This is a genomic window from Acinetobacter sp. V115_6 (assembly GCF_031799025.1).
GTDB classification, from domain to species: Bacteria; Pseudomonadota; Gammaproteobacteria; order Pseudomonadales; family Moraxellaceae; genus Acinetobacter; species Acinetobacter pittii.
Genome location: NZ_JAVQNO010000012.1, coordinates 116,944 through 143,407 on the forward strand (window position 1 = coordinate 116,944; position 26,464 = coordinate 143,407).

General features: G+C 37.2%; 25 protein-coding genes and 1 tRNA gene. 15 read left to right on the forward strand and 11 right to left on the reverse strand.

Features of this window, described 5'->3' with window-relative positions; translation table 11 throughout:
- Positions 1 to 41 precede the first annotated feature (41 nt).
- Entirely contained in the window at positions 42 to 965 is a 924-nt protein-coding gene (locus tag RMA94_RS01825; protein ID WP_039762970.1) for an AEC family transporter, read from the forward strand.
- A 32-nt stretch (positions 966 to 997) separates the two neighbouring features.
- On the opposite strand, the gene RMA94_RS01830 is transcribed toward RMA94_RS01825, so the two are convergent.
- The 4 genes from RMA94_RS01830 to RMA94_RS01845 form a co-directional block, all read right to left on the reverse strand.
- Complete coding sequence (locus RMA94_RS01830; protein WP_262452253.1) at positions 998 to 1,822, reverse strand: tetratricopeptide repeat protein; 825 nt, start codon at positions 1,820 to 1,822, stop codon at positions 998 to 1,000.
- 184 nt (positions 1,823 to 2,006) lie between these two features.
- The gene (locus RMA94_RS01835) at positions 2,007 to 2,717 is read right to left on the reverse strand and encodes a DsbC family protein (RefSeq protein WP_262452252.1); all 711 of its coding nucleotides are present in this window, start codon (positions 2,715 to 2,717) and stop codon (positions 2,007 to 2,009) included.
- Between the two features lie 146 nt (positions 2,718 to 2,863).
- Positions 2,864 to 3,586, reverse strand: a complete 723-nt coding sequence (locus RMA94_RS01840) for a folate-binding protein YgfZ (protein WP_262452251.1) — start codon at positions 3,584 to 3,586, stop codon at positions 2,864 to 2,866.
- Positions 3,587 to 3,645: 59 nt separating this feature from the next.
- Positions 3,646 to 3,762 carry a hypothetical protein gene (locus RMA94_RS01845; protein WP_311081613.1) on the reverse strand — a complete coding sequence of 39 codons (117 nt, stop codon included), beginning with the start codon at positions 3,760 to 3,762 and terminating at the stop codon, positions 3,646 to 3,648.
- Positions 3,763 to 3,800: 38 nt separating this feature from the next.
- Here RMA94_RS01845 and RMA94_RS01850 point away from each other — a divergent pair, with 38 nt between their 5' ends.
- From RMA94_RS01850 to RMA94_RS01865, 4 genes are all read left to right on the forward strand, one after another.
- Positions 3,801 to 4,253, forward strand: a complete 453-nt coding sequence (locus RMA94_RS01850) for an SRPBCC family protein (protein WP_238516751.1) — start codon at positions 3,801 to 3,803, stop codon at positions 4,251 to 4,253.
- A 138-nt stretch (positions 4,254 to 4,391) separates the two neighbouring features.
- Entirely contained in the window at positions 4,392 to 4,742 is a 351-nt protein-coding gene (locus RMA94_RS01855; RefSeq protein ID WP_199984833.1) for a DUF488 domain-containing protein, read from the forward strand.
- Positions 4,743 to 4,838: 96 nt separating this feature from the next.
- A complete protein-coding gene (locus tag RMA94_RS01860; protein WP_311081617.1) occupies positions 4,839 to 5,183 on the forward strand; it encodes a zinc ribbon domain-containing protein YjdM in 345 nt (114 codons plus the stop codon).
- Positions 5,184 to 5,394: 211 nt separating this feature from the next.
- On the forward strand, positions 5,395 to 5,736 hold the full coding sequence (locus RMA94_RS01865) for a YegP family protein (protein WP_016143125.1): 342 nt from the start codon (positions 5,395 to 5,397) through the stop codon (positions 5,734 to 5,736).
- A 53-nt stretch (positions 5,737 to 5,789) separates the two neighbouring features.
- On the opposite strand, the gene RMA94_RS01870 is transcribed toward RMA94_RS01865, so the two are convergent.
- The 4 genes from RMA94_RS01870 to RMA94_RS01885 form a co-directional block, all read right to left on the reverse strand.
- Positions 5,790 to 7,505: a proline--tRNA ligase gene (locus tag RMA94_RS01870; RefSeq protein WP_311081619.1), complete on the reverse strand. Its 1,716-nt coding sequence runs from the start codon at positions 7,503 to 7,505 to the stop codon at positions 5,790 to 5,792.
- A gap of 58 nt (positions 7,506 to 7,563) precedes the next feature.
- Entirely contained in the window at positions 7,564 to 10,662 is a 3,099-nt protein-coding gene (locus RMA94_RS01875) for an efflux RND transporter permease subunit (protein ID WP_311081620.1), read from the reverse strand.
- 15 nt (positions 10,663 to 10,677) lie between these two features.
- On the reverse strand, positions 10,678 to 11,787 hold the full coding sequence (locus RMA94_RS01880) for an efflux RND transporter periplasmic adaptor subunit (RefSeq protein ID WP_233734755.1): 1,110 nt from the start codon (positions 11,785 to 11,787) through the stop codon (positions 10,678 to 10,680).
- A gap of 68 nt (positions 11,788 to 11,855) precedes the next feature.
- Positions 11,856 to 12,494, reverse strand: coding sequence for a hypothetical protein (locus tag RMA94_RS01885; RefSeq protein ID WP_017400247.1), 639 nt, complete (start codon positions 12,492 to 12,494; stop codon positions 11,856 to 11,858).
- A 284-nt stretch (positions 12,495 to 12,778) separates the two neighbouring features.
- Between RMA94_RS01885 and pilG the strand changes: the two genes are divergently transcribed.
- The 7 genes from pilG to RMA94_RS01920 all read left to right on the forward strand — a co-directional run bounded on the left by pilG (position 12,779) and on the right by RMA94_RS01920 (position 22,573).
- A complete protein-coding gene (pilG, locus tag RMA94_RS01890) occupies positions 12,779 to 13,162 on the forward strand; it encodes a twitching motility response regulator PilG (protein ID WP_000389061.1) in 384 nt (127 codons plus the stop codon).
- 22 nt (positions 13,163 to 13,184) lie between these two features.
- Positions 13,185 to 13,547 (forward strand): PleD family two-component system response regulator, encoded by a 363-nt coding sequence (locus tag RMA94_RS01895; RefSeq protein ID WP_002116220.1) that lies wholly within the window; start codon positions 13,185 to 13,187, stop codon positions 13,545 to 13,547.
- Positions 13,548 to 13,607: 60 nt separating this feature from the next.
- Positions 13,608 to 14,144, forward strand: a complete 537-nt coding sequence (locus tag RMA94_RS01900) for a chemotaxis protein CheW (RefSeq protein ID WP_311081623.1) — start codon at positions 13,608 to 13,610, stop codon at positions 14,142 to 14,144.
- Between the two features lie 42 nt (positions 14,145 to 14,186).
- Positions 14,187 to 16,265, forward strand: coding sequence for a methyl-accepting chemotaxis protein (locus RMA94_RS01905; protein ID WP_311081625.1), 2,079 nt, complete (start codon positions 14,187 to 14,189; stop codon positions 16,263 to 16,265).
- Between the two features lie 147 nt (positions 16,266 to 16,412).
- Positions 16,413 to 20,915 (forward strand): Hpt domain-containing protein, encoded by a 4,503-nt coding sequence (locus RMA94_RS01910; protein WP_311081628.1) that lies wholly within the window; start codon positions 16,413 to 16,415, stop codon positions 20,913 to 20,915.
- Positions 20,915 to 21,382, forward strand: a complete 468-nt coding sequence (locus RMA94_RS01915) for a hypothetical protein (RefSeq protein WP_197738970.1) — start codon at positions 20,915 to 20,917, stop codon at positions 21,380 to 21,382. The genes RMA94_RS01910 and RMA94_RS01915 overlap by 1 nt, the downstream gene beginning before the upstream one ends.
- Before the next feature lie 309 nt (positions 21,383 to 21,691).
- Positions 21,692 to 22,573, forward strand: a complete 882-nt coding sequence (locus RMA94_RS01920) for an alpha/beta fold hydrolase (protein WP_086399661.1) — start codon at positions 21,692 to 21,694, stop codon at positions 22,571 to 22,573.
- A gap of 134 nt (positions 22,574 to 22,707) precedes the next feature.
- On the opposite strand, the gene dapE is transcribed toward RMA94_RS01920, so the two are convergent.
- From dapE to RMA94_RS01935, 3 genes are all read right to left on the reverse strand, one after another.
- Entirely contained in the window at positions 22,708 to 23,844 is a 1,137-nt protein-coding gene (gene dapE / locus RMA94_RS01925) for a succinyl-diaminopimelate desuccinylase (protein ID WP_311081630.1), read from the reverse strand.
- A 126-nt stretch (positions 23,845 to 23,970) separates the two neighbouring features.
- Positions 23,971 to 24,114, reverse strand: a complete 144-nt coding sequence (locus RMA94_RS01930; protein ID WP_014207555.1) for an entericidin A/B family lipoprotein — start codon at positions 24,112 to 24,114, stop codon at positions 23,971 to 23,973.
- A gap of 123 nt (positions 24,115 to 24,237) precedes the next feature.
- A complete protein-coding gene (locus RMA94_RS01935; protein WP_311081631.1) occupies positions 24,238 to 25,119 on the reverse strand; it encodes a DUF1853 family protein in 882 nt (293 codons plus the stop codon).
- Between the two features lie 103 nt (positions 25,120 to 25,222).
- Between RMA94_RS01935 and RMA94_RS01940 the strand changes: the two genes are divergently transcribed.
- The 3 genes from RMA94_RS01940 (at position 25,223) to RMA94_RS01950 (ending at position 26,464) form a co-directional block, all read left to right on the forward strand.
- On the forward strand, positions 25,223 to 25,591 hold the full coding sequence (locus RMA94_RS01940) for a YbaN family protein (RefSeq protein WP_032005984.1): 369 nt from the start codon (positions 25,223 to 25,225) through the stop codon (positions 25,589 to 25,591).
- A 90-nt stretch (positions 25,592 to 25,681) separates the two neighbouring features.
- Positions 25,682 to 26,185 (forward strand): cell wall-recycling L,D-carboxypeptidase ElsL, encoded by a 504-nt coding sequence (gene elsL, locus RMA94_RS01945; protein WP_032005430.1) that lies wholly within the window; start codon positions 25,682 to 25,684, stop codon positions 26,183 to 26,185.
- A 206-nt stretch (positions 26,186 to 26,391) separates the two neighbouring features.
- Positions 26,392 to 26,464, forward strand: a tRNA-Val gene (locus tag RMA94_RS01950).

A 26,464-nucleotide genomic window follows, 5' to 3' on the forward strand; every position in this document is an offset into this window, starting at 1 on the left:
TCATCTTTGCCCATTCTTCTTTCGCTAAGTGAGGACGGTCAGTGGTTTTTCAGGTTATTTTACCTATCTTGATATTGCTATTGATGGGCTATGTTTGTGTTCTCATCAAATTGGTAACACCTGAACAGATCAGGGCTCTTAGCGCATTTGTAATTAAAATTTCCTTACCGGCTTTTTTAATTCACTCATTGGCAAATAAAAACTTACAAGACATTTGGCACCCAGCTTATTTTCTTGCTTATGGTGGCGGGTCTTTAATTTTATTTTTCTTTGCTTTTATTCTCTATAGAAAATATTTTAAAAATAGCTTAACCCATAGCGCCGTCATATCGATGGGGGCATCTATGTCCAATACTGGATTTATGGGAACAGCTATTCTAACCATGTTGATAGGTAATCACGCTGCGATCTATATTTCTTTAACACTCATCATTGAGAATTTATTGATTGTGGCGCTGATGCTCATTTTGGCCGAAGCTGGTTTACATCAACAGCAAAATCTTTTACCGCTGTTAAAACAGACTTTTTTAAACTTACTCAAGAACCCTGTCATTATCGCTATTTTGGTTGGGATGGGATGCATTCTTTTAGATGTTAATCTTCCTGCAACGCTTGACCAATCTTTAGAGTTACTTGGGCGTACTGCTTCGCCTTTGGCCTTGTTTGCAATTGGCGGAAGTTTAGTAGGTATTGGAATAACAACGGTAAACATAGAAAGTGTTTTGTTAGCGACATTTAAAGTTGTGCTAATGCCATCTGTTATTTTTACACTTTTTTTAATAACTCCAAATGTAAGCCGTGAAATGCTTTACGCAGGAACATTAATCGCTGCTTTACCAATGCCGATTGCTTTCGGAATTTTTGGACAAGCCTATGGCTTAAATGAAAAAGCGTTAACACCGCTTATGATTAGTACAATTGTCGGTTTTATTGGGGTGAGCTGGCTTATTGCTCTGTGGTGGTAAAAGAAAAGCCCCATAAGGGGGCTCATCATTTATTATTTTTTCGGTGCTGGCTGTGCGGGAGCATTTGCAGCCTGTTTGCTCTTTTCTGCAATAATCTTATCAACCGAGGCTAAAGACTCTTTAGCGTTAGGCACATTTTGATTGGCGAGTTCAATAAAGATCTTTTTAGCCTGCGGTAGATTTTGCGGAATGATATTGCCATTCGCCATCATGGTTGCTAAAGCCATCGACGCAGGCGCATAGCCTTTTTGCGCAATTGACTGTAAAGCTTCGATACCTTGGCGTTTCATTAAAGGATTTTTATTTTCAACACCTTGGCTAATGTCATAGAGTGCTTTGACCTGAATAGCAGGGTAGTTACCTTTTCGAATTAAAGGCGCCAATTTTTGAAGGGCAATTTGATGTGACTGCGGTTTTTTCTGAGCAAATAAAATTGTCGCAATTTTCACAGTTGCATCATCAGAACCTTGAGCCGATGCCTTTTGAACATATTGACTGAATTTGTTGCTGTCTTTGGCAACCCCTAATTCACCAGTCTCATAAATTTGTGCAAGTGTGTAACTCGCTTGAGCATAACCCTTATTTGAAGCATCCTCATAATATTTAAGAGCTTTAGAAGAGTCTTTTGCTGTACCTTGGCCCATTTGAGTCATATAGCCTAAGTTATAGATAGCTTGGGCATTACCTGTTTGGGCGAGGCGTTGCATTTCTTGAAATGCAGCGGAGTAGTTTTTTGCTGCGTAGAGTTGTTCAGCTTGTTTAAAAACATCGGTTTTAGCAGCAGTCGCTGTGTTATCAGCCGCAAAAATTGATGCACTTGAAAGGGTGATTAGGCTTGCGATTAGTAATTTCTTCATTTCTTTTTAACCTTTTACTTCGTAGCTACATCATTCCATCGATGCATGAAAGAGTTTCAATTTCTCATCATAAATATTGATTGCTGAAAGTAAACAGCCTATTTGTATATAAAGCACTGCACTTTGGGCAAATTGTGGAGAAAAAATACCCACTCACATTCATATAATGGAGTGGGTAATATTATTATTTTGCTGACTGAAGTAATGCTTCAATTTGCTTGGCATCAGTTGGTACGCCAGAGAGTCTTTGGCCATCTTGTAAGAACAAGGTAGGTGTTCCATCGATATTTAATTTTTGACCTAAAGCAATATTTTTCTGAATTGGGCTTGAGCAACTTTTGCTATTAGTCGGCAATTTGCGATTAAGCATATAGTTTGTCCAAGCTTCTGCCGGATTTTTTGAACACCAGATTTGATTTGAAACTTTTTCAGCATTTGGATGCAAACTAGTAAGAGGATAAAGGAACACATATACGGTTACGTTATCAACCCCAACCATATTTTGTTCTAGGCGCTGGCAATATGGGCAATCTGGGTCACTAAAGACATAGAGCGTACGTTCGCCTTTACCTTTTACATATTTAATCGCCTGGTTTAATGGCAAACTTTTAACGTCAATCTTACCCAATTCGGCAATACGTTCTTCTGTCATATTTTTTTGTTGTTTAATGTCGACTAAATTACCAACAAAAAAGTACTTCGCCTCTTGATTAGTATAAACAATGCGGCCGCTTGTATAGACTTCATAAATGCCTTGTACAGGTGATTGATAAACACCTTTTATAGGCAAATCCGGATAATTCGTCTTAAGATTTTGTTCAAGTGTTTTAACATCAGCATGAGCAGAACCGAAAATAGCTAGACTCAACATGAGTGTAGCAAGTTTAGTTTTCATCTTTTTTCTCTTTAATTTCAACACGGCTAATGATGGCATATAAAGCTTAAAAAATTGATGTTCTAATCTAATGAAATCATTAGTATTTTGTATCTATAAAAAAGCCCACTAACTTAGCAGTGGGCAGTTTGAACTAATAAAAGTGATTATTGTGGTCTTGCTACGTCGCCACTTAAAGCTTCTGGTAACTCAAGAACTTGAAGCCCTAACTCTTGAAGAGCAGCAGGTTTAGCTACAACTAAAGCAAGATAGCCTTCATTATTTGCAATACTATTGACGACTTCAACATCGTTATTTAATTGAGTTGCTGAAGCAGGTGCTTCACCTGTACCTTGCACAAGATGTAACCAGTGTTTTGGTTTTGCTTTAAACCAAAGACGCGCCACAATTTCCTGACCTAGGTAACAGCCTTTGTCGTAATTGACGCCTTCACGTTGATGTAAACGCAATTCTTGGGGCTGAAATTCATGTTCAGTAGCCTGTGTAATCCAAGCTTGACCAGTCATAATGGCTTGTTTTTGCCATTCTGAAATATCAGTTTCAGCAGTAGTGAATTCAGTTTGATGATTCACAACTTTTGGGAACACAGCGCCTTGTTCACTTAAGGTCATTTTTGAAAAGGCGCCATACTTTTTAATATGCTTGGCAAACTCTTCAGCTTGATCTTGAGTAACTACAATTTCAAAACTTTCAGGATTAATCTTCTTTAGCCATAAGCCAAAGTGAATACGACCTTTAAGATCACAAATAGCTGTATAGCGAGTTTCATTTTCAGCTAAACGTTCAGTATCTACAGTAACTTGGCCTTGTAAAAACTTTTGTGCATCTACACCGTTTAAAGCATATGAGGAGAAAGCGAGCAGACTCATGATTAATCTCAAATTCAATATGTTTCTTTATGATTGCTGACTATTTTGCTCCATTTTTACTAAAAAATCAGCCATAGTTTTCGTAATTTGAGTTTGTCCTTAAGTTGGCTTTTTTGTTCAAAAAAACACCAAAAATATACGTTCGGATAAATCGGAAGGTTTAAGCTAATAGCCATAATTTCAATAATTTTAAGGAAATTAAAATAAGGAGAATATGATGGCAACAGGTACAGTGAAATTTCATCGCGTATTTAAGGCACCAGCCGAGCGAGTCTATCGTGCATTTTTAGATCCAGATGCTTTAGTCAAGTGGTTACCGCCCCACGGTTTTACTGCGAAAGTTCATAGTTTTGATGCAAATGTTGGTGGCTCATACAAAATGAGTTTTACCAATTTTTCAACAGGTTCAACCCATGCTTTTGGCGGAACATATGTGGAATTAGTTCCAAATGAACTAATTCGCTACAACGATCAATTCGATGACCCAAATTTACCCGGGACTATGCAGGTTACTATTACATTAAAAAGCGTATTGGTAGGTACAGAAATGCATATTACGCAAGAAGGAATACCTGAAGTTATTCCTGTGGAAGCCTGCTACTTAGGTTGGCAAGAGTCCCTATCTTTGCTTACTTTATTGATTGAAGCTGAAATTCCCGATCAATAAAAAGTTATTTTTAGAGTCACATAGAAAAGTGAGTAGATTTATTTCTGCTCACTTTTTCTTTTTGAGCTTTATTCTAAATGAATAAAATATAGAATAATTTTATAACTCCAAAATATAAACAATATGCAGAGAAAAACGATGGATATACATATTAAAAGAATTTATGAAAATGCTGAGCCTAGTGATGGAAAACGAATTTTGGTTGACCGTTTATGGAGTAGGGGAATTAGTAAGGAGAATGCCCACTTGGATTTGTGGCTAAAAGAAATAGCACCATCGACCGAACTTAGAAAATGGTTTCATGCTGCAACACCAGATCATTGGCATGAGTTTAAACAGCGCTATTTAAAAGAGCTTGAGACCAATTCCGCAGTTGAAGAGCTACAACACATCGCAGCAAAACATACAGTTACGCTTTTATATTCAGCAAAAGATGTTGAAAATAACCATGCAATTATTTTGAAAGAATATTTATTAAGTAAAACTTAAAATGAATATATAAATTTTTTTTTGGTAAAAGTCTCTTATTTAAAACTTTAAAAAATGAGTCATATCTCGCATAATATACTTTTTGAGATTTTTTTCATGTCTTTGCCAAACTGCCCAAAATGCCAATCAGAATATACTTACCAAGATGGCGACTTATTGATTTGTCCTGAATGTTCACATGAGTGGAAAGAAGGAGAAGCATCAGCAACTGAAGAACAAGAAATTATTAAAGATACAAATGGAAATGTCTTGGCAGATGGTGATAGCGTCACTGTAATTAAAGACTTAAAAATTAAAGGTTCATCTTCAGTCGTTAAAGTAGGGACAAAGGTAAAAACGATTCGTTTAGTTCCAGATGCAAGTGATGGCCACAATATTGATTGCAAAATTGATGGTATTGGTCAGATGAAACTAAAATCTGAATTTGTAAAAAAAGCTTAAACTGTTAATTATTATTACATTTCAGCAGAGATATATGTCTATATCTCTGCTTTTTAATTTCCTAACATCATTATAATTTTATTACGAAAAAGTATAAAAAATGGGCTGTTCAAGGGATATTTACGCCTTTATATTGTCATTAATAACAAATAACTTTCGTCCAGAATAATAACGAAAGTCATACCCACACCAACAAAAAAATGAGGTTTTTATGGCAGGATGGTACGAAATTTCACAAGCGAGTGATGGACAATATCGCTTTATCTTAAAGGCAGGAAATGGTGAACCTATTTTAAATAGTGAGCTATATAAGGCAAAAGCTTCTGCTGTAAATGGTATTGAGTCAATTCAGAAAAACAGTGGTGATGATGCCCGATATGAGCGTTTAACTGCAAAGAATGGGAAACCTTATTTCAATTTAAAAGCTGCAAATCATCAGATTATTGGCACGAGCCAGTTCTATGCGAGCGAAGCTTCACGTGATAAAGGAATTGAGTCGGTTAAAAATAATGGTTCATCTACGACTATCAAGGATTTAACTGTTCAAGCATAAAAATTGAAATAAAAAAGCAGCTTCTAAAAGCTGCTTTTTTATTTATGTATTTATTAACGCACTAATTTAGCTAAAAGCTCTTCTTTAGTTAAATTACTCGCTTCAGCATCGCGGCGGCCTTTGTATTCAAAAGTACCAGCATCCAAACCTTTTTCACCAATTACAATACGGTGTGGAATACCCATCAATTCAAGGTCAGAGAATTTAACACCTGGACGTTCGTTACGATCATCAAGTAACACATCAAAACCTTGAGCTTGAAGTTCTGCATAAAGAGACTCTGCTGCTTCAAGAGTACGTGGTGATTTGTGCGCATTCATTGGAACAATTGCAATTTCAAAAGGTGCAATGGCTTGAGGCCAGATAATACCTTTGTCATCGTAGTTTTGTTCAATTGCAGCTGCAACAACACGTGTTACACCAATACCGTAGCATCCCATGGTTACTGTAAATGGTTTGCCATCTTCACCTAGAACTTTACAGCCCAAAGCTTCAGAGTATTTAGTACCAAGCTGGAAAATATGACCTACTTCAATACCGCGTTTAATTTGTAGTGTGCCTTTGCCATCTGGAGATGGATCGCCTTCAACCACATTACGTAGGTCAAAAACTTCGCTAATTTGTGCATCACGTTCCCAGTTTACGCCAACCGCATGTTTATCCGCTTCATTTGCACCAGCAACGAAGTCAGAAAGAACAGATGCAGCACGATCAACAATTACAGTTAAGCCTTTTTCGACTAAACCTTGTGGACCTGTAAAGCCAGCAGTTAAACCAAATGCTTGAAGTTGTTCTTCAGTTGCAAAAGTAAGAGGCGCAGCAACTAAAGGATGCTTCTCAGCTTTAATCTCATTAAGTTCGTGGTCGCCACGTACAAATAGAGCAACGACAGGAACATTACCTTTTTCATCAGCAACGCCTTGAACCAATAAAGCTTTAACAGATTGCTTTGGATCAGCCTTTAAGAATTGGCAAACATCATCAATCGTTTTTTGGTTTGGTGTTTCAACCAATTTAAATTCTTGTGTCGGTGCTGCACGTTCACCCACTAAAACAGCCTCAGCCATTTCAACGTTTGCCGCATAATCAGATTCAGTTGAAAACGCGATGTCATCTTCACCACTTGCAGCCAATACGTGGAATTCGTGTGAAGCTGAACCACCAATAGAACCTGTATCTGCTTGTACTGGGCGGAAATTTAAACCTAAACGAGTGAAAATACGACTATAAGTGTCGTACATCACATCATAAGTTTCTTGTAATGACTCTTGAGTTGCATGGAAAGAATAAGCATCTTTCATGATGAACTCACGTGAACGCATTACACCAAAACGTGGTCGAATTTCATCACGGAATTTGGTTTGAATTTGATAGAAGTTTACAGGGAGCTGCTTATAACTTTTTAATTCGTTACGCGCCATATCTGTAATAACTTCTTCATGCGTTGGCCCAAGTACGAATGGGTTCGTATGACGATCTTTAAAACGTAATAACTCAGGGCCATATTGTTCATATCGACCTGATTCTTCCCAAAGACTTGCGGGTTGAGTCACGGGCATGAATACTTCCATCGCGCCTGAACGGTTCATTTCTTCACGAACAATCGCATCTACTTTTTTAAGCACACGTGTTCCCATCGGCAGCCATGTATATAAACCAGATGCCAATTTACGAATCATCCCCGCACGTAACATGAGCTGGTGTGAAATCACTTCAGCATCATTTGGGGTTTCTCTCAACGTTGCAAATAAAAAGCGGCTTGCGCGCATGGAAAAAGTCCTAAAAGTTAAGCGTTATAAAAACGCAGATTATACGATAATCGCTGCATTATGACATGAATCGTCGTGTTTGACGCAGCATAAAGTTTTTCAAGTCATCCAGATAAGTGAAAATGACGGGTACAACCACAAGAGTCAACAGGGTAGAGGTAATCACACCACCAATAACTGCATGAGCCATTGGTGCGCTTTGTTCACCACCTTCGCCGAGACCTAAAGCTAATGGAACCATCCCCATCACCATAGCGCTTGTTGTCATCAAAATTGGACGTAAACGGGTCTTACCAGCTTGTAAAATAGCGTCATAACGGCTCACACCCTGATCCATCGCTTTCTTAATAAAATCGATCAGCAAAATCGCATTTTTAGTGACAAGCCCCATCAGCATGATAATACCAATAATCGAAAACAGATTTAGCGTGCTTTGGAACAAGAATAGGGCAAGAAAAACACCAATCAATGACAAAGGTAAAGAGGCCATAATTGCTGCGGGATGAATAAAGCTATTAAACTGAGAACCTAGCACGATATAAATGAATACAATCGATAGGGTAATGGCTGTTAATGCGTATCCCGCAGATTCAGCCATATCGGCGTTTGCCCCTTGAGTATCGAATGTATAACCTGCAGGTAACTTAAATGCTTTTTGCATTTTGTCGATGTCTTGACCAATATCGCCACTAGGGCGACCTGAGGTATTTGCCTCAATAAGAACCTCACGTTCAAGATCACGTCGGTTAATTTGCGAAGCCCCAAGCTTTTCTTCGGTCGTTGCGACGGCACTCAATGGAACTAATATATTTTGTCCAGCTGCATTGGTTTTATTAGAGTTGATATATAAATTTTGCACATCTTGCGGAAGCATACGTTTATTTTCATTTAAACGTAAATTCACATCATAAGTTTCACCATCACGGTCTTCCCAAGTGGTGATATTATCGCCCGCAATTAATGGTCGAATGGCATTCGCAATTTGGGAAACAGATAAGCCCAAATCACTTGCCAGCACGCGATTAATATGAACACCCAAAGTAGGTTTAGGTTCTTTCAATGAACTTTCTAAATCAACTACGCCTTTAATTTTTTCCATTTCTGCAATAAAGCGATCTGAAATTTTTTGTAGTTCATTTAGGTCAGATCCTTTAATCGAAATCATGATTGGTTTCTGACCGCCAGATACAGAGTCTTGTGCTGCGGCAACAGAAGTCACTCGAATACCCGCTACAGTTTGCAAACGATCACGGAACTCATTATTGAGTGTATTTAGATCTGAGCTACGTTCTTGTTTTGGCTTTAAGGTCACTCCTAAACCGGCATGGTTTTTACCAGAGTCTACTTCACTGTTCACTACACCATAAGTAGAAACGACATCAGGGAATTGTCTAATAATTTGATCGACCTGATGTAATTTTGCTTGGGTATATTCTAAAGAAGAATCTACAGGAGTCTCGAACTGAATGCGCACTTCACCCTTATCTGGTGTAGGTACAAATTCGGTCCCAATCAGTTTCGATAGTCCTAATGCAGCAAATAATGAAGCGATTGCAACAATAACCGTGATTAAACGGAAGCGTAGAGCAAGTTTTAATAGCTTTTCATAAACATGGGTAAGCCGATCTAGTATTTTAGAAATATGGTTAAAAAACCGTTGTAGCCAATTATCTTTTTTCTTTACAGGATCTTTCCAATGAGCAGAAAGCATTGGATCGAGCGTAAAACTAATAAACATTGAAATTAGAACAGCTGTACTGACTGTTACACCGAACTGATAAAAGAAACGTCCAATCAGACCACCCATAAAGGCAACAGGTAGAAATACTGCCACAATGGTAAGTGTAGTTGCGAGTACGGCTAAACCAATTTCTTTTGTCCCTTCAAGAGCTGCAGTTACGTGGTCTTTGCCAAGTTCAGTATGTCTGACAATATTTTCCCGAACTACAATTGCATCATCAATAAGTAAACCAATACTGAGCGATAGTGCTAACAGCGTCATCATGTTAATGCTAAACCCGAAAGCCCAAATAAAAGTTAAGGTTCCGAGCAAAGTAATAGGTAAGGTTAAACCGGTAATAACTGTAGAGCGGAAAGAGCCTAGAAAGAGTAAAACAATAAGAACTGCTAAAGCAGCACCTTCAATAATGGTTCGAACAACATCTTTGATTGAAGCGCGAATACCTTTAGAGCTATCAGCTACGACTTTGTAATCTAAACCCGCAGGCATTTGATCTTTTAATTTTTCTAACGTTTGATAAGTCTGATCGACGACTTTAATTACATTGGCATCGGAACTTTTTAAGATATCGACTGAGACCGCAGTTCTTCCATTATAAAAGGCACTCGATTTTAGTTCGGCTTGTGTGTCCTCAACAGTTGCCACTTGCTTTAAAAAAATGGGTGAACCATTTTTATTGGCAATGACCAAATCACCAAATGCAAGGGGATGAATAACTTTTGATTGAATCTGTACAACCAGTTCAGAATTTTTTTGCTGTAAGGTCCCTGCAGGCACTTCAATATTTTCATTTTTTAGCGTGTTAATGACCTGATCAATACCAATGCCGTAGCTTTGCAATTGTGCAGGAATAACCTTTATTCGTATTTGCCGTTTAGCGTCGCCCAATAAATTCACATTACCGACACCCGAAACCGTTTTAAGCTGAGGTACGATTTTTTTATCTACATACGAACTTAATTGCGCCAAACTCATGCTGTTTGATTCAAATACGACTGACATGATTGGGCTAGAAGAGGGGTCATAGCGTTGCACAATCGGTGTATCAATTTCATCACGGAACTGCGCTGTGACGGGTGCAATTTTGTCACGAACATCTTGTGCTGCAATCGCCGAAGAAGTATCAAGATTAAACTCGGCAATCACCATTGAAAGGCCTTCACTTGAGCGTGAAGTAATCTGTTTAATTCCTGAAATTGTATTGATTTGATCTTCAAGTTTTTTTGTTATATCTGACTCCACAGCCTCAGGTGACGCACCCGCATATTGTGTGGTGACTACTACGAATGGGAAATCTATATTTGGAAACTCTTCGACAGTCATACGTTTCCAAGAGGCCAACCCGAGTACCATTAAGCTGAGCATCATCATAATGGTAAAAACGGGGTATTTCACACTGATTCGAGTAAACCACATACGCTATTTGCTACCTTATTTATTTTTGTCGGTTGTAACCGTCACTTTTTTATTAATGTCGGAATCTTCAAATTGAATACGGCTGACCAGATCTGTGCTTTGTAAACCTTCGACTAAAGCAATATTGTCGTTATAACGCTGTTCAACCACCCGAATTTTAACTTTTTGAATGGTGTGATTGCGTATTACCCATACAAAAGGATCATGTTGTATATTTTGAATACTGTCTAAAGGAATAGTTTGGCCTTGATGAGTGTCATTGCGCAAAATGTTTCCATTAATGAAAGCTCCAATACTTAACGAGTCAATTTTTTCTTTAGGAGCAGCAAAGAACTCAATTTGTCGACTATCTTGATCGGCAACAGGTGAAATGCGAGTAAGCGTAGCATTTAATTGTTTTGAATTGCCCTGAATTTGATATTGAATGTTACTACCGATCTTAAGCGCAGATTGCTGTTCAATTGGCAACTTGGCTTGTATTTCAAGTTGATCTGGATTTACGATTTCAAATAGTGTTTGTCCAACTGAAACAGTTTGGCCTGGTTCAACTTGGCGTTTAGTAATCACACCTGAAATTGGACTAGTAATAATTCCGTCGTGATCCGCTTTTTTAGCAATATCAACATTGGCTTGTTGTGCTTTTACACTTTCAAGCTGGCCTTTATAGTCAACCTGACTTTGTTCAAACTCGACACGAGCAATAAAACCTTGATTAAATAATCTTTGTTTTCGGTTCATCAAATTACGAGCAAGTTCAGCTTGTGACTGAGCCGATGCAAGGTTGGCGCGTGCTTGCGCTAATCGTGCAACATTGTCCTGATTATTCAATCTGACCAGAACTTGACCCTTTTGTACCTGTTGACCCACATTTGCAGTGACATTCGTCGCTGTTGCGCTTACTTGTGCCTGAATGGAACTTTGCTGAACCGCTCGAATAGTTCCTGTAAATGCAGTTTGAGAGTCAAGAGCTCCTTCTTTAACTGCAATAAGGTCTTGAGGAATAAGCTCAATTTTTACAGGAGCTGAGGCTGAGATTTGGGTTGTTTCTTGCTGATTACATGCAGCTAAAATTAAACATAAACTAATAATACTCAGTTTAAAAAAAGTAGAAGGGGTGAGATGCATTGTGTGCATACAGCATCATCCTATAATTCAAATTTTATTTTGCCCCTATTCTTGATAAACCTTTGCAGTTATTCAAGCTTTTTTAAACGATCGATAATATTTTCATACTCATTGTTTGTTCGGTTATAGGTCTTGGAAAGTGTTTCAAGTGTTTGTTTAACCCGATTAATATTATTTAGATTGTTTTCAATCAACGCCTTATGACGCTCAGGAATCGGTTCTCCTTTTCTGAAATACTCCATTTCCTGACGCTTAAATAAAATTTTGTCTTGTTGTAATTGATTAAGTTGTTCCTGTTGATAATTAATTTGCTTTTTTATAGACACTAATGCCTGATCTCTTTTAATCGAAGCTGTCTTACTATTGCTATAAGCTTTTTTTAATTTGATATCTTGTTCTTTATGTCGCGCCAATAATGCCCGTTGACTTGATTGATTTAAATCAGCTTCAGCATTATAAGAATGGTTTCTTTTTATCACTTGCATATTACGATCTAGAGCTTCATAACCATAACGAATATGAGCAGGTGTGACCGATGTACTAATATTGGCAATACCATGTTGATCATAATAACGATACCAAACCGCTTTAGGCGTATCGGCAATAGCAACACTAGAGGGTAAGAAAAAGAGTGATCCGAAGGAAATAATGCCTATAGATACAGACAAACAGTTCCTGTAAAAGGCATATTTCATCCTGTCATTCATTGAAAATCCCCAAAAAAGATAGCTAAGTCGCTTATTTTTAAATATTTAATCTTCATTATATTAATTATTATTTAGCTGAATAAAAATATAGTCATTATAAAAAAAATGATAATTTTAATTAAAGTGTGATGAGGTTAAAAGTTATTGTTTATAAATGAGAAAGTAGACAAAAATGCCTCATTGAAAATAGAAGGTGAGATATGTTAAAAATGCGTATAAATGTGTAAAAACAAATTTAAGTTAAATTGCATTTATATTTTATTTTTATGGGGATGGAAGATTAAATGGAAGATGCATTCCAAAATCTGAAAGTAATGGTGATTGATGACTCAAAAACCATTCGCCGTACAGCAGAAACCTTATTACAGCGCGAAGGCTGTGAAGTCATTACTGCTGTGGATGGATTTGAAGCTTTGTCCAAAATTGCAGAAGCAAATCCGGATATTGTTTTTGTCGATATCATGATGCCTCGTTTAGATGGTTATCAAACTTGTGCTTTGATAAAAAACTCTCAAAATTATCAGAACATTCCCGTTATCATGCTCTCTAGTAAAGATGGTTTATTTGATCAGGCAAAAGGGCGTGTGGTAGGTTCAGATGAATACTTGACGAAACCTTTTAGCAAAGATGAATTGTTAAACGCGATTCGTAATCATGTAAGTTCATAAACAATAATTTGAGGGCAAAAAAATGGCACGTATTCTCATTGTAGATGATTCACCAACAGAAACTTTTCGTTTTAAAGAAATCCTAACCAAACATGGTTATGACGTGCTTGAAGCATCAAATGGTGCAGATGGTGTAACTCTTGCAAAAGCAGAGCAACCAGATCTTGTGTTGATGGATGTTGTAATGCCTGGTGTAAATGGTTTTCAGGCAACACGTCAGATTACTCGTGATGAAGACACTAAGCATATCCCTGTTGTTATTGTGAGTACTAAAGATCAGGCAACTGACCGTGTATGGGGCAAGCGTCAAGGTGCGATCGATTATTTGATTAAGCCAATCGAAGAAAATCAATTGATCGATGTAATTAAACAATTTCTAAATTAACTCATCCATCCATAAAAACATAAATAACGGGCATTTTGTACCCGTTTTATAGGATCGAGTATGGCAGCGAATGGATTTATCGAGTTACTTCGTTTGTCTAAACGGGGTAATAAGAATTACGCTTCAATTCAAAATGAAGCACAGCGATGGTCAGGAATTGCTTTTGAAATGAGAGGGCAATACTTCGTCGCACCACTTGGGGAAGTGTCAGAAGTAATCTATCCGCCAAAATATACACCAGTTCCAAATACCCAAAGTTGGGTAAAGGGATTGGCAAATATTCGAGGAAGATTACTTTCAGTGTCTGATTTGGCGCATTTTATTTTAGGGCAACGAAGTTCATTTTCGTCAACTCAAAAAGTATTGTGTATTAGCCATCGCGACCAGTATGTGGGGTTGGTCGTGGATCAGGTTTTGGGGATTCAGCACTTTAATAAAAAAAGTTTTTTTTCTCAAAGCTTAGACTTAGAGGAAAATCTAAAAGAATATTGCCAAGGTTATTTTCATCAACATAACCAGCATTGGCATGTCTTTTTATTTAGTCGTTTATTGCAAAACCCACATTACATGAATGCATCGACAAAATTTATAAACTAATTTTTACGCTGTGAAAACAGAGTATTTTTCTGGGGAAAAGCTATGGGCTTTAAGCTTAAAAAGAAAGGCAGTAGTCGGGTTACGTCCGAAAAATCGGGTGTCAATTTTATTGCAACAATCCAGTCAAAAATTGAGCAGTTTGCCAGTTTATTTGGGGAAAGTGAAAAGTCCAAGCCAATCCTATATGCAGCACTTTTATGTTTTGTTCTTGCATTAGTTTCTCTAGCCTATCTGTTCTATAACGTTCCACGTCATAACCAGTTAATTCGAAGTCTCGGTGAGTTACGTTTGTTATCTCAAACGATTTCTAAACAAGCAACTGAAGCAACTGAGTCTGGCTCTCAAGAGGCAATCACCAAGCTACAGCAGTCTCAAAAAGACTTTAATGAAAACTTACTTGAGATTGAAAATATTCACGGTAAGTCGACTGATGAATATCAAAAAGTTCAAGTTATGTGGACTGAACTTTCAAAAAACATCGATTTGATTTCAGCACATCAAAAAGTCCTTAACCAGCTATATGACACTAACATCTCTATTAGCGAAACCGTTCCTGAGATTCAGGCAGAATATAACTTGATGGTTGACCAAATGGCGCGTCAAGGTTTGCCAAGTAGTCAGGTAATTATTGCTAAAAACCAGGTATTTATTGCCGAACGTATTTTACGTTCTATTAACTCGGTATTAAGTGGTACCGATGGTAATGTATCGACTAGCGATTTTGGTGTAGACATTGATACGTTTGGTACGTATTTAAATGCTGAACTTAATGGTAATGCTGAATTGGGTGTTGATCGTATTGCAGATCCGGCTTTACGTGAATCATTAGAAAGTATTAAATCTGAATATGACAAAGTCTTAAAATCTGCTGCTACCACGGTATTAAAAAATGGTAACCAGATTGTCAATGTTCGTCAGGCATCTTCTCAGATCTTCTCTAAATCAGATGTGATGTTAGATAACTTGGGGCATTTATCTGATGTAGCAAGAAAGAACTGGCTTACTTTATTGTTAGGCGCGGTGCTAATCAGTTCTTTAGCAGGCTTAATCTTCTCAGTATTTAAATTGATCACATTACGTAGTGTGATGGATAAACAACGTGTTACTCGATTACAAGACGAATATGACCGTAACCAAAACGCGATTTTACGTTTACTTGATGAAATCGCCGATCTTGCAGATGGTGACTTACGTTCATATGCAACCGTATCTGAGGATTTTACGGGAGCGATTGCCGACTCGATTAACTTTGCGATTGACCAACTACGTGACCTTGTATCCCGTATTCATGAAACCTCTCAAGAAGTTGCTCGCTATACGCAAGATACGCAGAGTATTACGAACCAATTAGCAGAGGCGTCTGAGCATCAGGCTCAAGAAATTGCTGGTGCATCAACAGCAATGAATGAAATGGCGCAATCGATTGACCAAGTATCTTCAAATGCATCTGAGTCTGCTGAGGTAGCAGAGCGTTCGGTACAAATTGCCTCTAATGGTGCGCAAGTGGTAAACCGTTCAATTGAAGGTATGGACACAATCCGTGAACAGATTCAAGAAACGTCTAAACGTATTAAGCGATTGGGTGAGTCTTCACAAGAAATTGGTAACATCGTATCGCTCATTAACGATATTGCCGACCAAACTAACATTCTTGCATTAAACGCAGCAATTCAAGCATCTATGGCTGGTGAAGCAGGCCGTGGTTTCGCTGTAGTTGCTGACGAAGTACAGCGTCTTGCAGAGCGTTCTGCATCGGCAACTAAACAGATCGAAACTCTGGTTAAAACAATTCAGACTGATACAAATGAAGCTGTTATTTCGATGGAACAAACCACCACTGAAGTTGTGCGTGGTGCAAACTTGGCAAAAGACGCGGGTATTGCCTTGGATGAAATTCAAAAAGTATCGGGTGACTTGGCAAACTTAATTGCCAGCATTTCTGATGCAGCAAAACTTCAATCTGCATCTGCCAGCCACATTGCGACCACTATGACAGTCGTGCAAGAAATTACTTCACAAACGACCACTGCAACTTTCGATACAGCGCGCTCTGTTTCTGAATTAGCAAACATGGCCGAGTCATTACGTGAATCGGTAACGGACTTTAAATTACCTGATTAAATTAGGGATGAGAATAGCTGTTTCAGTACCGCTATTCTTCTAAAAAGTATTAACAACACCAGATAAATATTGGGGAAACAGCTATTTTTCTGGTGTTGACTCTGTCGTTTTTCTCCATTTGGGAGACAAGCAAAAGAAGCCTTTGCTATGAAAGAAATATTAAAAACTTTAACTGAAGCAATGATGCTACCGGAAGATAGCTACTCTCAACAAGACGATGAATTTCTTGAAATATTTATCGAAGAAATTGAAGAAATTTTTGTTGAATTACAATCTTTGATTCACGAATGGATGCAATCTGAAAATATTGCTACGCTTACTGAAATCCGCCGTCATTTTCATACATTGAAAGGTTCTGGGCGAATGATTGGTGCCAAATCTTCTGCTGAGCTTGCTTGGACTGTAGAAGATACGCTTAATCGGGTAATCAATCAGAGTCTCGGATTAACTCCTGACATCCAACAATATGTTCAGTTGGTATTTAAGTTCTATTTCTTTAAGTTAGTAGATGACTTCAAATCTAAAAAAGATCATACCTTAGACTTTAGGCCCCTAATTTTATTGGGACAACAATTACAGCAACAGCAAAGTATAGAACCCGCGTTAGACGAACTTTTATTATCAGATATTCTTACTGCTGAAACTCAAACTGGTTTAGAAGCGAATGACTTAGAACCAGAATCTACAGAAGTTTTAACTATTTTGACTCCAGAAGTTGCTATAGAAACTGAACAGACTCTTGCTGAAACCTTAATTTTATTTATGGAAGAAGCAGAAGAGCACTTAGCGACAATTGATCAGTTTTTGGAAAAAGAAATACATCAGCATGAAAGTTATAATGCTCTAATACGTGCGTTACATACATTACGTGGCAGCTCTGCCATGGCTCATGTAGAACCAATCTTTGAAGCTAGTACCAAAGTTGAGCATTTATTTAAAATACTATTACAAGAAGAGCTTTCTTCTCATTCAGAAGAAGTTTCATTACTCCGTGATTATCGTCAGTTTATTCGAAATAGTTTAGATCTATTGGCTGCACATTGCTCTACTGAGCAATTGGAATCTGATCTACAAAAATTTAATCAGGTTTGGGATACTTACATGGAGCAGCATGGAGAGCATTCAAGCCCACTCATGCCGCCACATGGTTTAGTGTCTCAGCTATTACAGCTAAATGTTGCTGAATTACTTGATGCGGAATTAGACTTTGAGAAGGGAATACGTACAGAGTTTCCTCATTATCTTGAACGTTTAAGTGAACAAGCAGATGTTTTGCTGCAACACACTCAGTCGCAGGCAATGATTGGTTTATATGAATATACTAACCAGTTGAAAGAAAGCTACGACATATTGCTTGATCGACCTGATTTATTGCAATCAGATTATGTTTTTGAAATTTATCAAAAAGCGCACCAACAATTAATTCAGTTATTTGATGCATTAGCCGCAGGACAAAGAGTAAGTATCATTGAGCAACACCAAAATGTCTTGGACGAGCTAAAACTATATACTCAATATATTCCAAATCTTAATTCCGAATCTTTAGAAACTCATCAAGACGTTTTTGAACCATTGTTTAATGCTGAAGTTGAACAAACAGCGAATGATCCTCTGATAGAAAATGTATTCACTGATCAGGTCACCATAGGGCAGAGTGTACAACTAGATCGACAATTTATTTCGTCTGAGCATGTAAACCGTCATTTTGATCCAGATCTTTTAGATATTTTTCTTGAAGAAGCCGATGAGTTGCTTGAGGGAATGGATACAGATCTTAATCTTTGGGTTGATGATCAAGAAAACTTTGCCGCTCTCAATAATCTGATGCGTTATTTGCATACCTTAAAAGGTGGGGCAAATATGATTCAGGCAACTTATATTGGTTTAATTGCACATGAGTTAGAAAGTATTTATGAGCGTTTAATTCAAAAACAGTTGATAGCTTCGTCTGCTCTCATTGATTTTATTCGACTAGTTCAAGATGACTTGGCTGACCGTCTTCAAATAGTGCGTGAACAGCACCTAGATTATGCTGCTTCTCATACTATTCAAGCACTTAAAAATGCAGGTCAGGTATTTGATTCTCATATTAAAGAGAGCAAAACAGAACCTGAAACGTATGTTATACCTGAATTAAATTTTGAAGTATTACAACAAGAAGCGATAAATAATACGGCGTTAAACCTCAGTGAGTTAACTTCTGGTTCTGAGCAGATTGCTAAGTCTAATAATCAACTTGTTGAGCAAACCGAATTACACGTTCTTTATGCTGATCACAATCATACAGAGAGTATCCCAGATCAAGATATTAATACTGTTGTCGAGCAGACGTTTATGGAGGAAGCGGCCGAACTATTAGAAATGGCCGATCATCTATTAAAACAATGGTTCGAGCAACGTACTAACCGTAGTATCTTGCTTCAACTACAAAGGGCAGTGCACAGCTTGAAAGGCGGTTCCCGTATGTTGGGACTTGAAACCGTGCAAGCGATTGCTTATCAACTTGAGAATGCTTTTGAACAATTTGCGCTTCATCATTTCAGCTCAAATATTTATGACAACTTATTAGAGAGTGCAATTGTCTGGTTAAAAGAGGCAATTTTTAAACAAAATTATCAACACTTCGATGGTTTACAACAAAGTCTGGAAAATATCCAGTTCATTGAAACAGCAATTCAAATTCCTAGTAAGTTAACTAGAACTGATCTATTCAGCACGGAACCTGTAATGAGTTTTGTGCAAGGTGACGGTACAGAACCACCGCCAATGATGGGTGAGTGGGAACAAGCACAACGCCTTGATCAAAATAATGAGATGATTCGAGTCTCGGCAGATTTAATTGAAAAAATGATTGATCTGTCTGGTGAAAATTCGATTAACCGTTCGCGAATTGAAATGGATTTAAGCCAATTTGGTCATACCTTAGCGGAAATGGAATTGGCTATTCAGCGACTTGCAGATCAGTTGCGTCGAATGGAAGGCGAATTAGAAACCCAAATTATTGCAAAACACGGTATTGAGAACTCACGTTATACGGAATTTGATCCTTTAGAGATGGACCAATATTCTTCATTAAATCAGTTATCAAAGTCTCTTGCCGAGTCTGCATCAGATTTAGTAGATTTTAAAAATACATTATCTGAAAAGATCAGAGACACTGAAGGTTTATTGGTACAGCAATCGCGTATTCAGGCTGAAATTCAAGAAGGTCTTATGCGAACACGCTTAGTACCATTTTCTCGATTGTTGCCTCGTCTGCAAAGAATTGTGAGGCAGACTTCTACCGCGTTAAATCGACCAGCAGAGCTTTTTGTTAATAATACAGAAGGCGAGCTGGACCGGACAATGTTAGAACGTTTGGTTACGCCACTTGAGCACATGCTTAGAAACGCAATTGACCATGGACTAGAAGACCGTGCGCAACGTGAGCAAGCACAGAAACCAGAAACGGGACGTATTGAACTCAATATTCATCGTCAAGGTACAGATGTTGTAGTTACATTTAAGGATGATGGGCAAGGTATTGATATCGAGAAGGTTCGTCAAAAGGCGTTAATGTCTGGTTTGATTAATCCAGAGCAAGTATTAGAACATCAAGATATTTTACAGCTGATTTTCCATCCTGGTTTAAGTACAGCCGATCAAGTCACTCAGATTTCAGGTCGTGGTGTAGGGCTGGATGTCGTGCAAAGTGATATTAAGGCCTTAGGTGGCCATGTGAGTGTCGACTCTGTATACGGGCAGGGAACTGTCTTTACCATACGTGTTCCAACGACAGTAGCTGTTAGTGATGCTTTAATGGTTAAAGTTGCTGATCAGCAATTTGCAATTCCATTGGCTCAGATTGATCGAATTGTACGAGTTTCACCAGCATCATTAGAACAATATTTCGGAAGTGCACAAGAGCTCTTTGAATTTGAAAATAAGCGTTATCCATTACGTTATTTATCTGAGTTTGTTGGTAATCAACCAATTCCGCGCTTAAGTGGAATGATGTATTCATTACCAGTATTAATGATTAAGGCAAATAATGGACAAACCGTCGCATTATTAATTGACCAACTGATTGGCTCACGCGCACAGATTGTAGTTAAGCCAATAGGACAACAATTCTCTAGCATTGGTGCGATTGCAGGAGCAACTATTTTAGGTGATGGCCAAGTTTGTCTAATTTTAGATGGACAAAATATTGCTCGCCAAATTCAATCTACTCGCCCACATAAATCGCTTAATGAAACTATTTATAGAAAACGCGAGTCTGACGAGCGACGTCTTATCATGATTGTAGATGACTCGGTAACTGTACGTAAGGTGACGTCTCGCTTACTTGAACGTCAGGGCTATGATGTAGTTACAGCTAAAGATGGGGTTGATGCCATTGAGCAGTTGGAAAATATTAAACCAGATCTCATGTTACTTGATATTGAAATGCCGCGAATGGATGGCTTTGAGGTACTTAACCTCGTTCGACATCATGATCTACATCAAGATATGCCAGTGATTATGATTACATCACGAACTGGTGAAAAACACCGTGAACGAGCATTTACTTTAGGTGTTAACCAATACATGGGTAAACCTTTCCAAGAAGAAGACTTACTTCACAATATTGATGCGTTATTCATGACATTTGAAGGAGGACTTGCCTAATGAAAAGTAATATAAGTACATCCTTAATTAATGAAATGGACCAGCAAGAGCTTCAGCATTTAATTACTGTCTCAACTGGTTTTATTGATGCATATATTATCGAGTGTCATCAGCAAGTGCCGATGCTATTGCCGCAAAATATAGTGTTATCTGCTATGGATGTTAAAAACGGTATCAAGCGTATTGAATGGCATGATGTAAAACTCCCTGTTTATTCGGTTCACAACGAAATAGATTCTCGAGCAGTAGCTTTAGTCATTGAAAGCGAAGACATTAGTCAACGTTTTGCACTTGTGTGTAAATCGATGCCAGTTTCAGTTCGTCTGCGTATTTCTGAAGTCGTAGATGAAAATGAAGATATACAAGAGTCTTTACAGCACTCAACTGTATTTAAATACGTTCGTATGGACAATCAACGCTACCATGTTCCTAATTTGCAATATATTCAAAATTCACTTCATCTATAAAATATCTAAAAAAGGAACTCATTTTGAGTTCCTTTTTTTATCAAAAATAGATGAAATTCTTTTATAGAATATAAATTTATTTGTTTAAAAAATCATTGAAGTGCTTGCTTTATTTATATCGTAAATTTATATTTTATATGTATTCCAAATGCTAAAATATAAGAAATTACCCATATTTACTTTTAATAAAGCCTCATACTAAATTTTAAAAGGAGATAAATTGAAATTATAGTTAAAGGATGAGCCTAATTTTATTATATTAATCATAGCGAAATAACCTAGAATAAAATCTTCTATAGCAGAAAATAAATGTCAATTCATAAAGAGCTACATATTTTAAAAACAGATGATCATGGTGAATTTGCTTTATGGGAAATTTCTAAAAGAAATAATTCTCTAATAAAAAAAGAAGCAATTTTCTTATCTCATGGTGCATTTTCGGATAAAACTGTTTGTATAGGCATTGCAGATTATTTGGCAAATCATGGTTGTATTTGTTTTATTTTAGAGTGGCGAGGGCATGGTACTAGCCCAAAAACAGATATACCATTTAATTTTGAAACTGTTGCATTATATGAATATAAAACTGCATTTCATTACATTCGCCATCATTTTAATATAACCTCCTTGCACTGTGTAACACACAGTGGTGGAGGGCTATGCTTAACCATGTTCTTAATTAATTATCCTGAATATTTAAAAAATATTCAAAGTATTACTTTTGTTGCTTGCCAAGCATTTGGAGCAGTAAATAATTCCTTTGATTTTATTAAATTGTTTTCTGCAAAATTAGTTGTAAAAGGTCTAGGTCAGATTCCTGCTAATAAATTTAAGTTGGGGCGAATAAATGAAACTTATTACACGATGCGTCCATGGTTTAATTGGAACTTAAAGGAAAATTTTATAAGTGAATTTAAAGATATAGATTATAAAAAATTTATGAGCTCTATTAGAGTTCCAATATATTCTATTTGCGGGACTGGCGATAAATTTATTGCCCCTGCTAAAGGATGCTATAAATATTTGCAAGCTTTTGAAAATGAAAATAATATATTTCGAGAATTTGGCTATTCCAATAGTAACTTGGAAAATTATTCTCATAGTCGAATTGTACTTAGCCAAAATGCTGCTAAAGAAGTCTGGCCAACTATATTGCAATGGATAGATAAGAATTCAAAAGCAGCTTTTTAAGCTATTTCTATTAAAACTAATTTTCTAGTTTATTGAATATAAATAATCTTTAAAATTTTAAAAGAATGTATTGATACTTTAAATATAAAAACGCCCCCAAAAGGGCGCTTTTTCAATTCGTTAGATCTTAACTTTTACTTAGCTAATAAATTTTCCAAAATTTGCTCATAAATATCAGTTAGTGGATCAAGGTCTTGTACATCAACATGTTCGTTAATTTGATGAATTGTTGCGTTTAGAACACCTAATTCCAATACCTGTGCGCCTGTTGGAGCAATAAAACGACCATCAGAAGTACCACCACTCGTTGAAAGCTCAGTTTCAATACCCGTTACGTTCAAAATAGCAGTTTGCGCTGCATTAACGAGTTCACCCACAGGTGTTAGGAATGGTAAACCAGAAAGATTCCAAACGATTTCGTACTGTAAACCGTGTTTATCTAAAATCTCATGCACACGTTGTTTAAGTTGTTCTGCTGTTACTTCTGTTGAATAACGGAAGTTAAAAGTAACTTCTAGTGCACCAGGAATGACATTTGTTGCGCCAGTGCCAGCATGAATATTTGAAATCTGAAATGATGTTGCTGGGAAATATTCATTTCCATTATCCCAAATAGTTTGGCACAGTTCTGCTAAAGCTGGTGATGCTTCATGAATCGGATTACGCGCCAAATGTGGGTAAGCCACATGACCTTGCTTACCTTGAACTTTTAATACGGCATTAAGTGAACCACGACGACCATTTTTAACAATATCACCCAATTTATGGGTACTAGAAGGTTCGCCTACCAAACACCATGTCATCTTTTCGTTACGTTTTTCAAGAGTCTCAATCACTTTAACCGTACCGTTAATAGCAGGGCCTTCTTCATCAGAAGTAATTAGAAAAGCAATTGAACCTTTATGATCAGGATGTTTTGCGACAAAACGTTCAGATGCAACGACCATAGCTGCAAGTGCTGTTTTCATATCGGCCGAACCACGACCATATAATTTTCCATCGCGAATTTCAGGTACAAACGGATCTGAATTCCATGCTTCTAACTTACCTGTCGGAACTACGTCAGTATGACCGGCAAAACAAAATACAGGTTCTTCAGTTCCGCGACGCGCCCAAAGATTGTCAACTTCACCAAAACGCATTGGTTCAATATGAAAACCAATTTTGGCTAAACGGTCTGCCATGATGGTTTGGCATGTATGATCAATAGGAGTAACAGAAGGTTGTTGTAACAGTTCTAAGCTAAGCGAGAGAGTGTCTGAATGGTTCATACCGAAAATTGCGTGCTGATCAGGTGAAATATAGTCCGATATAATAGGCGAATCTCTAGGGGATGGGTACGTAAAAATAAAAAAACCTTATCGGAATGATAAGGTTTTTGAAGTAACAACTCTAACTTACATTTTATCTTGTGTTTTTTCAGCAGTATTTGTTACAGCATCACCTGCTTTAGAAACATCTTGCCCAAAACCTTTAAACGTATTACACCCTGTTAAAATAACAGCAACCATTACAGACGCAGCTAAAACTTTTTTCATCATTTTCTCCGTTTAAATTTAATAATGAAGTAAATTTAGATTAAAAAACAAACGGAAAAAGAAACATGACTGTTTAATAGTAAAAACGTTATAAAATGTTTCTAGAAGCTTAAAACTTATTGTTAATTAGCTTAATTTTTGCAGGTGAGGCTTAATGTTTAAGTACGAAAGATGTCTAAACATATAAAACAAAACCTCTTCACTATTTTTACAATATAGACCGTCTGTCCACCAATGTGCAGGATTTGAAGTCTGCTCTTTATTTGGACACAACCATTCGTGTCTTTCCAATCGATAAAAAGAAGAATGGGGAATGGTAGTCCCCCAATATCCCAAACGACGCTTTAAATTTATCCAGTCTGGTAGCGACTTTTGAGAATTTAACTGAAGTGGCAGGTAGAGTTGTCCTTTTAAAACCGCAAAACGTTGTTGAATCCTAAAATTTAATGCCTCAGAAAATTGAAATTGCTTATTCGTAAAATGATAAAGTTTCTTGCTTAAAGTATCTTGACGGTTTAATCCAATCCATTGTTCTAAATGTAAGTCTGCCTCGCCCAAATAGTATTTTAACGCGACTTCCCAATGTTCAATTTGTTGAGTTTCTTTATTTAAAATTAAAAAATCTAGCTCACCTAAAGTTTTTGCTCCATCAATTTTTTGAATACTATGACCTAACAGTTGGTAAGGATGATAATTATCCTCTTGTAGCCAGAACCAAAGTAAATTCTCAAACCGTAAACCTAAACGTGTACTTTTAAGTTGAGATAAAAACTGGATTAAAGGCTCTGGTGACTGATCGAGCTCTTTTAACCGTGGTAAATAATTTTGGAAATGCTCTTCCCATACTTCGGTTGGGTGCAGCTTAAAGTCGTGTTGTATAGAAAAACTTTTTGGTAATTGGCAAAGTAAATTTGGACTAGCAATACAAAAAGCTAGCTGTCGCACGATAGGATGCTGAAATTGAAGCCATGGTTCGAAATAGGAAGTTTTCACTGAGGCAATATTCATATATTTAATACTCGGAGTAATTCATCCTAATTTCATAAGGGATCAACAAACAATATTAGAAAAACACTTTATACTAACGCTAACAGCAGGTTAAGGTTTATATATGCGAACATTGTTCTGGCGCTCTTTGGTCGTGATTTTTATCACGCTAGGCATTATTGGAGCAATTTTACCAGGTATGCCCACAACAGTGTTTTTGATTCTGGCTGCATGGGCAGCTTCAAAGGGATGGCCACAAATGGATGATTGGTTGTTAAACCATCCCAAATATGGCCCAACATTACGTGATTGGCGAGCCAATGGTACAGTACCACGTAAAGCCAAATGGATTGCAAGCATAATGATGGCAATCAGTGGCCTTATAATGCTATTTACTTCAGCACCGCTTTGGGTCAAGGTTTTTACTGATACTACCCTGTTCATCGTTGCAGTTTGGTTATGGCTACGCCCTGAGCCAAAATTAAAAGATTGATAATCTTTTAATTTTGGCGCAAGACAAGTTCTTCATATAAATTTTTACTTAAACTCAAAGTATTTGAGTTGATATAAGAGAATAAGTTCAATGTCTCAATTTAAGCTCGAAGAAGCAGATGTCCTCATCGATTTAGCAAATCAAACATTAACTTTGCCTAAACATAATAAGTTTTATGTCATTTCTACCGGAAAGAACGGAATCGGTGAGCAAGAGAATACTGGTAGGACTCCACGTGGATGGCATAGGGTTGCAAAAAAAATTGGTGCACAATCTCCTCAAAATGCGGTTTTTATTGCACGTAAGCCAACAGGGGAGGTCTATAGTAGTGAACTAGCAGCACAATTCCCTGAAAGAGATTGGATATTGTCACGTATTCTTTGGTTAGATGGCTTAGAAGAAGGCTTTAATAAAGGCGAAGGACATGACACCATGCAGCGTTATATCTATATTCATGGCACACCTGATAAAGAACCGATGGGTGTTCCCATGTCACATGGATGTATTCGAATGCGTAATGAGGAAATTATTGAGTTGTTTGATTTAGTCGCTGAAGATGCATTGGTTTATTTGTCTGAGCAATCTTTAACCTAAAATAAGATTTTAAAAATTCTTATTTAATTAGCTGAATGATCAAAATATTAAAATAAGTGCTTAAATAAAATACAAAAAATTGTTTTTTACTTAATAATGACTTATTTTTAATCATTCATTCGCATTTTTTTGAAAAGTTGTCGAAAAGCGTTTGACACCTGTTAAAGATTCTCTATAATGCACCTCACAAACGATGAAGACGTTAAGGGCGCTTAGCTCAGTTGGTAGAGCGTCTGCCTTACAAGCAGAATGTCGGCGGTTCGATCCCGTCAGCGCCCA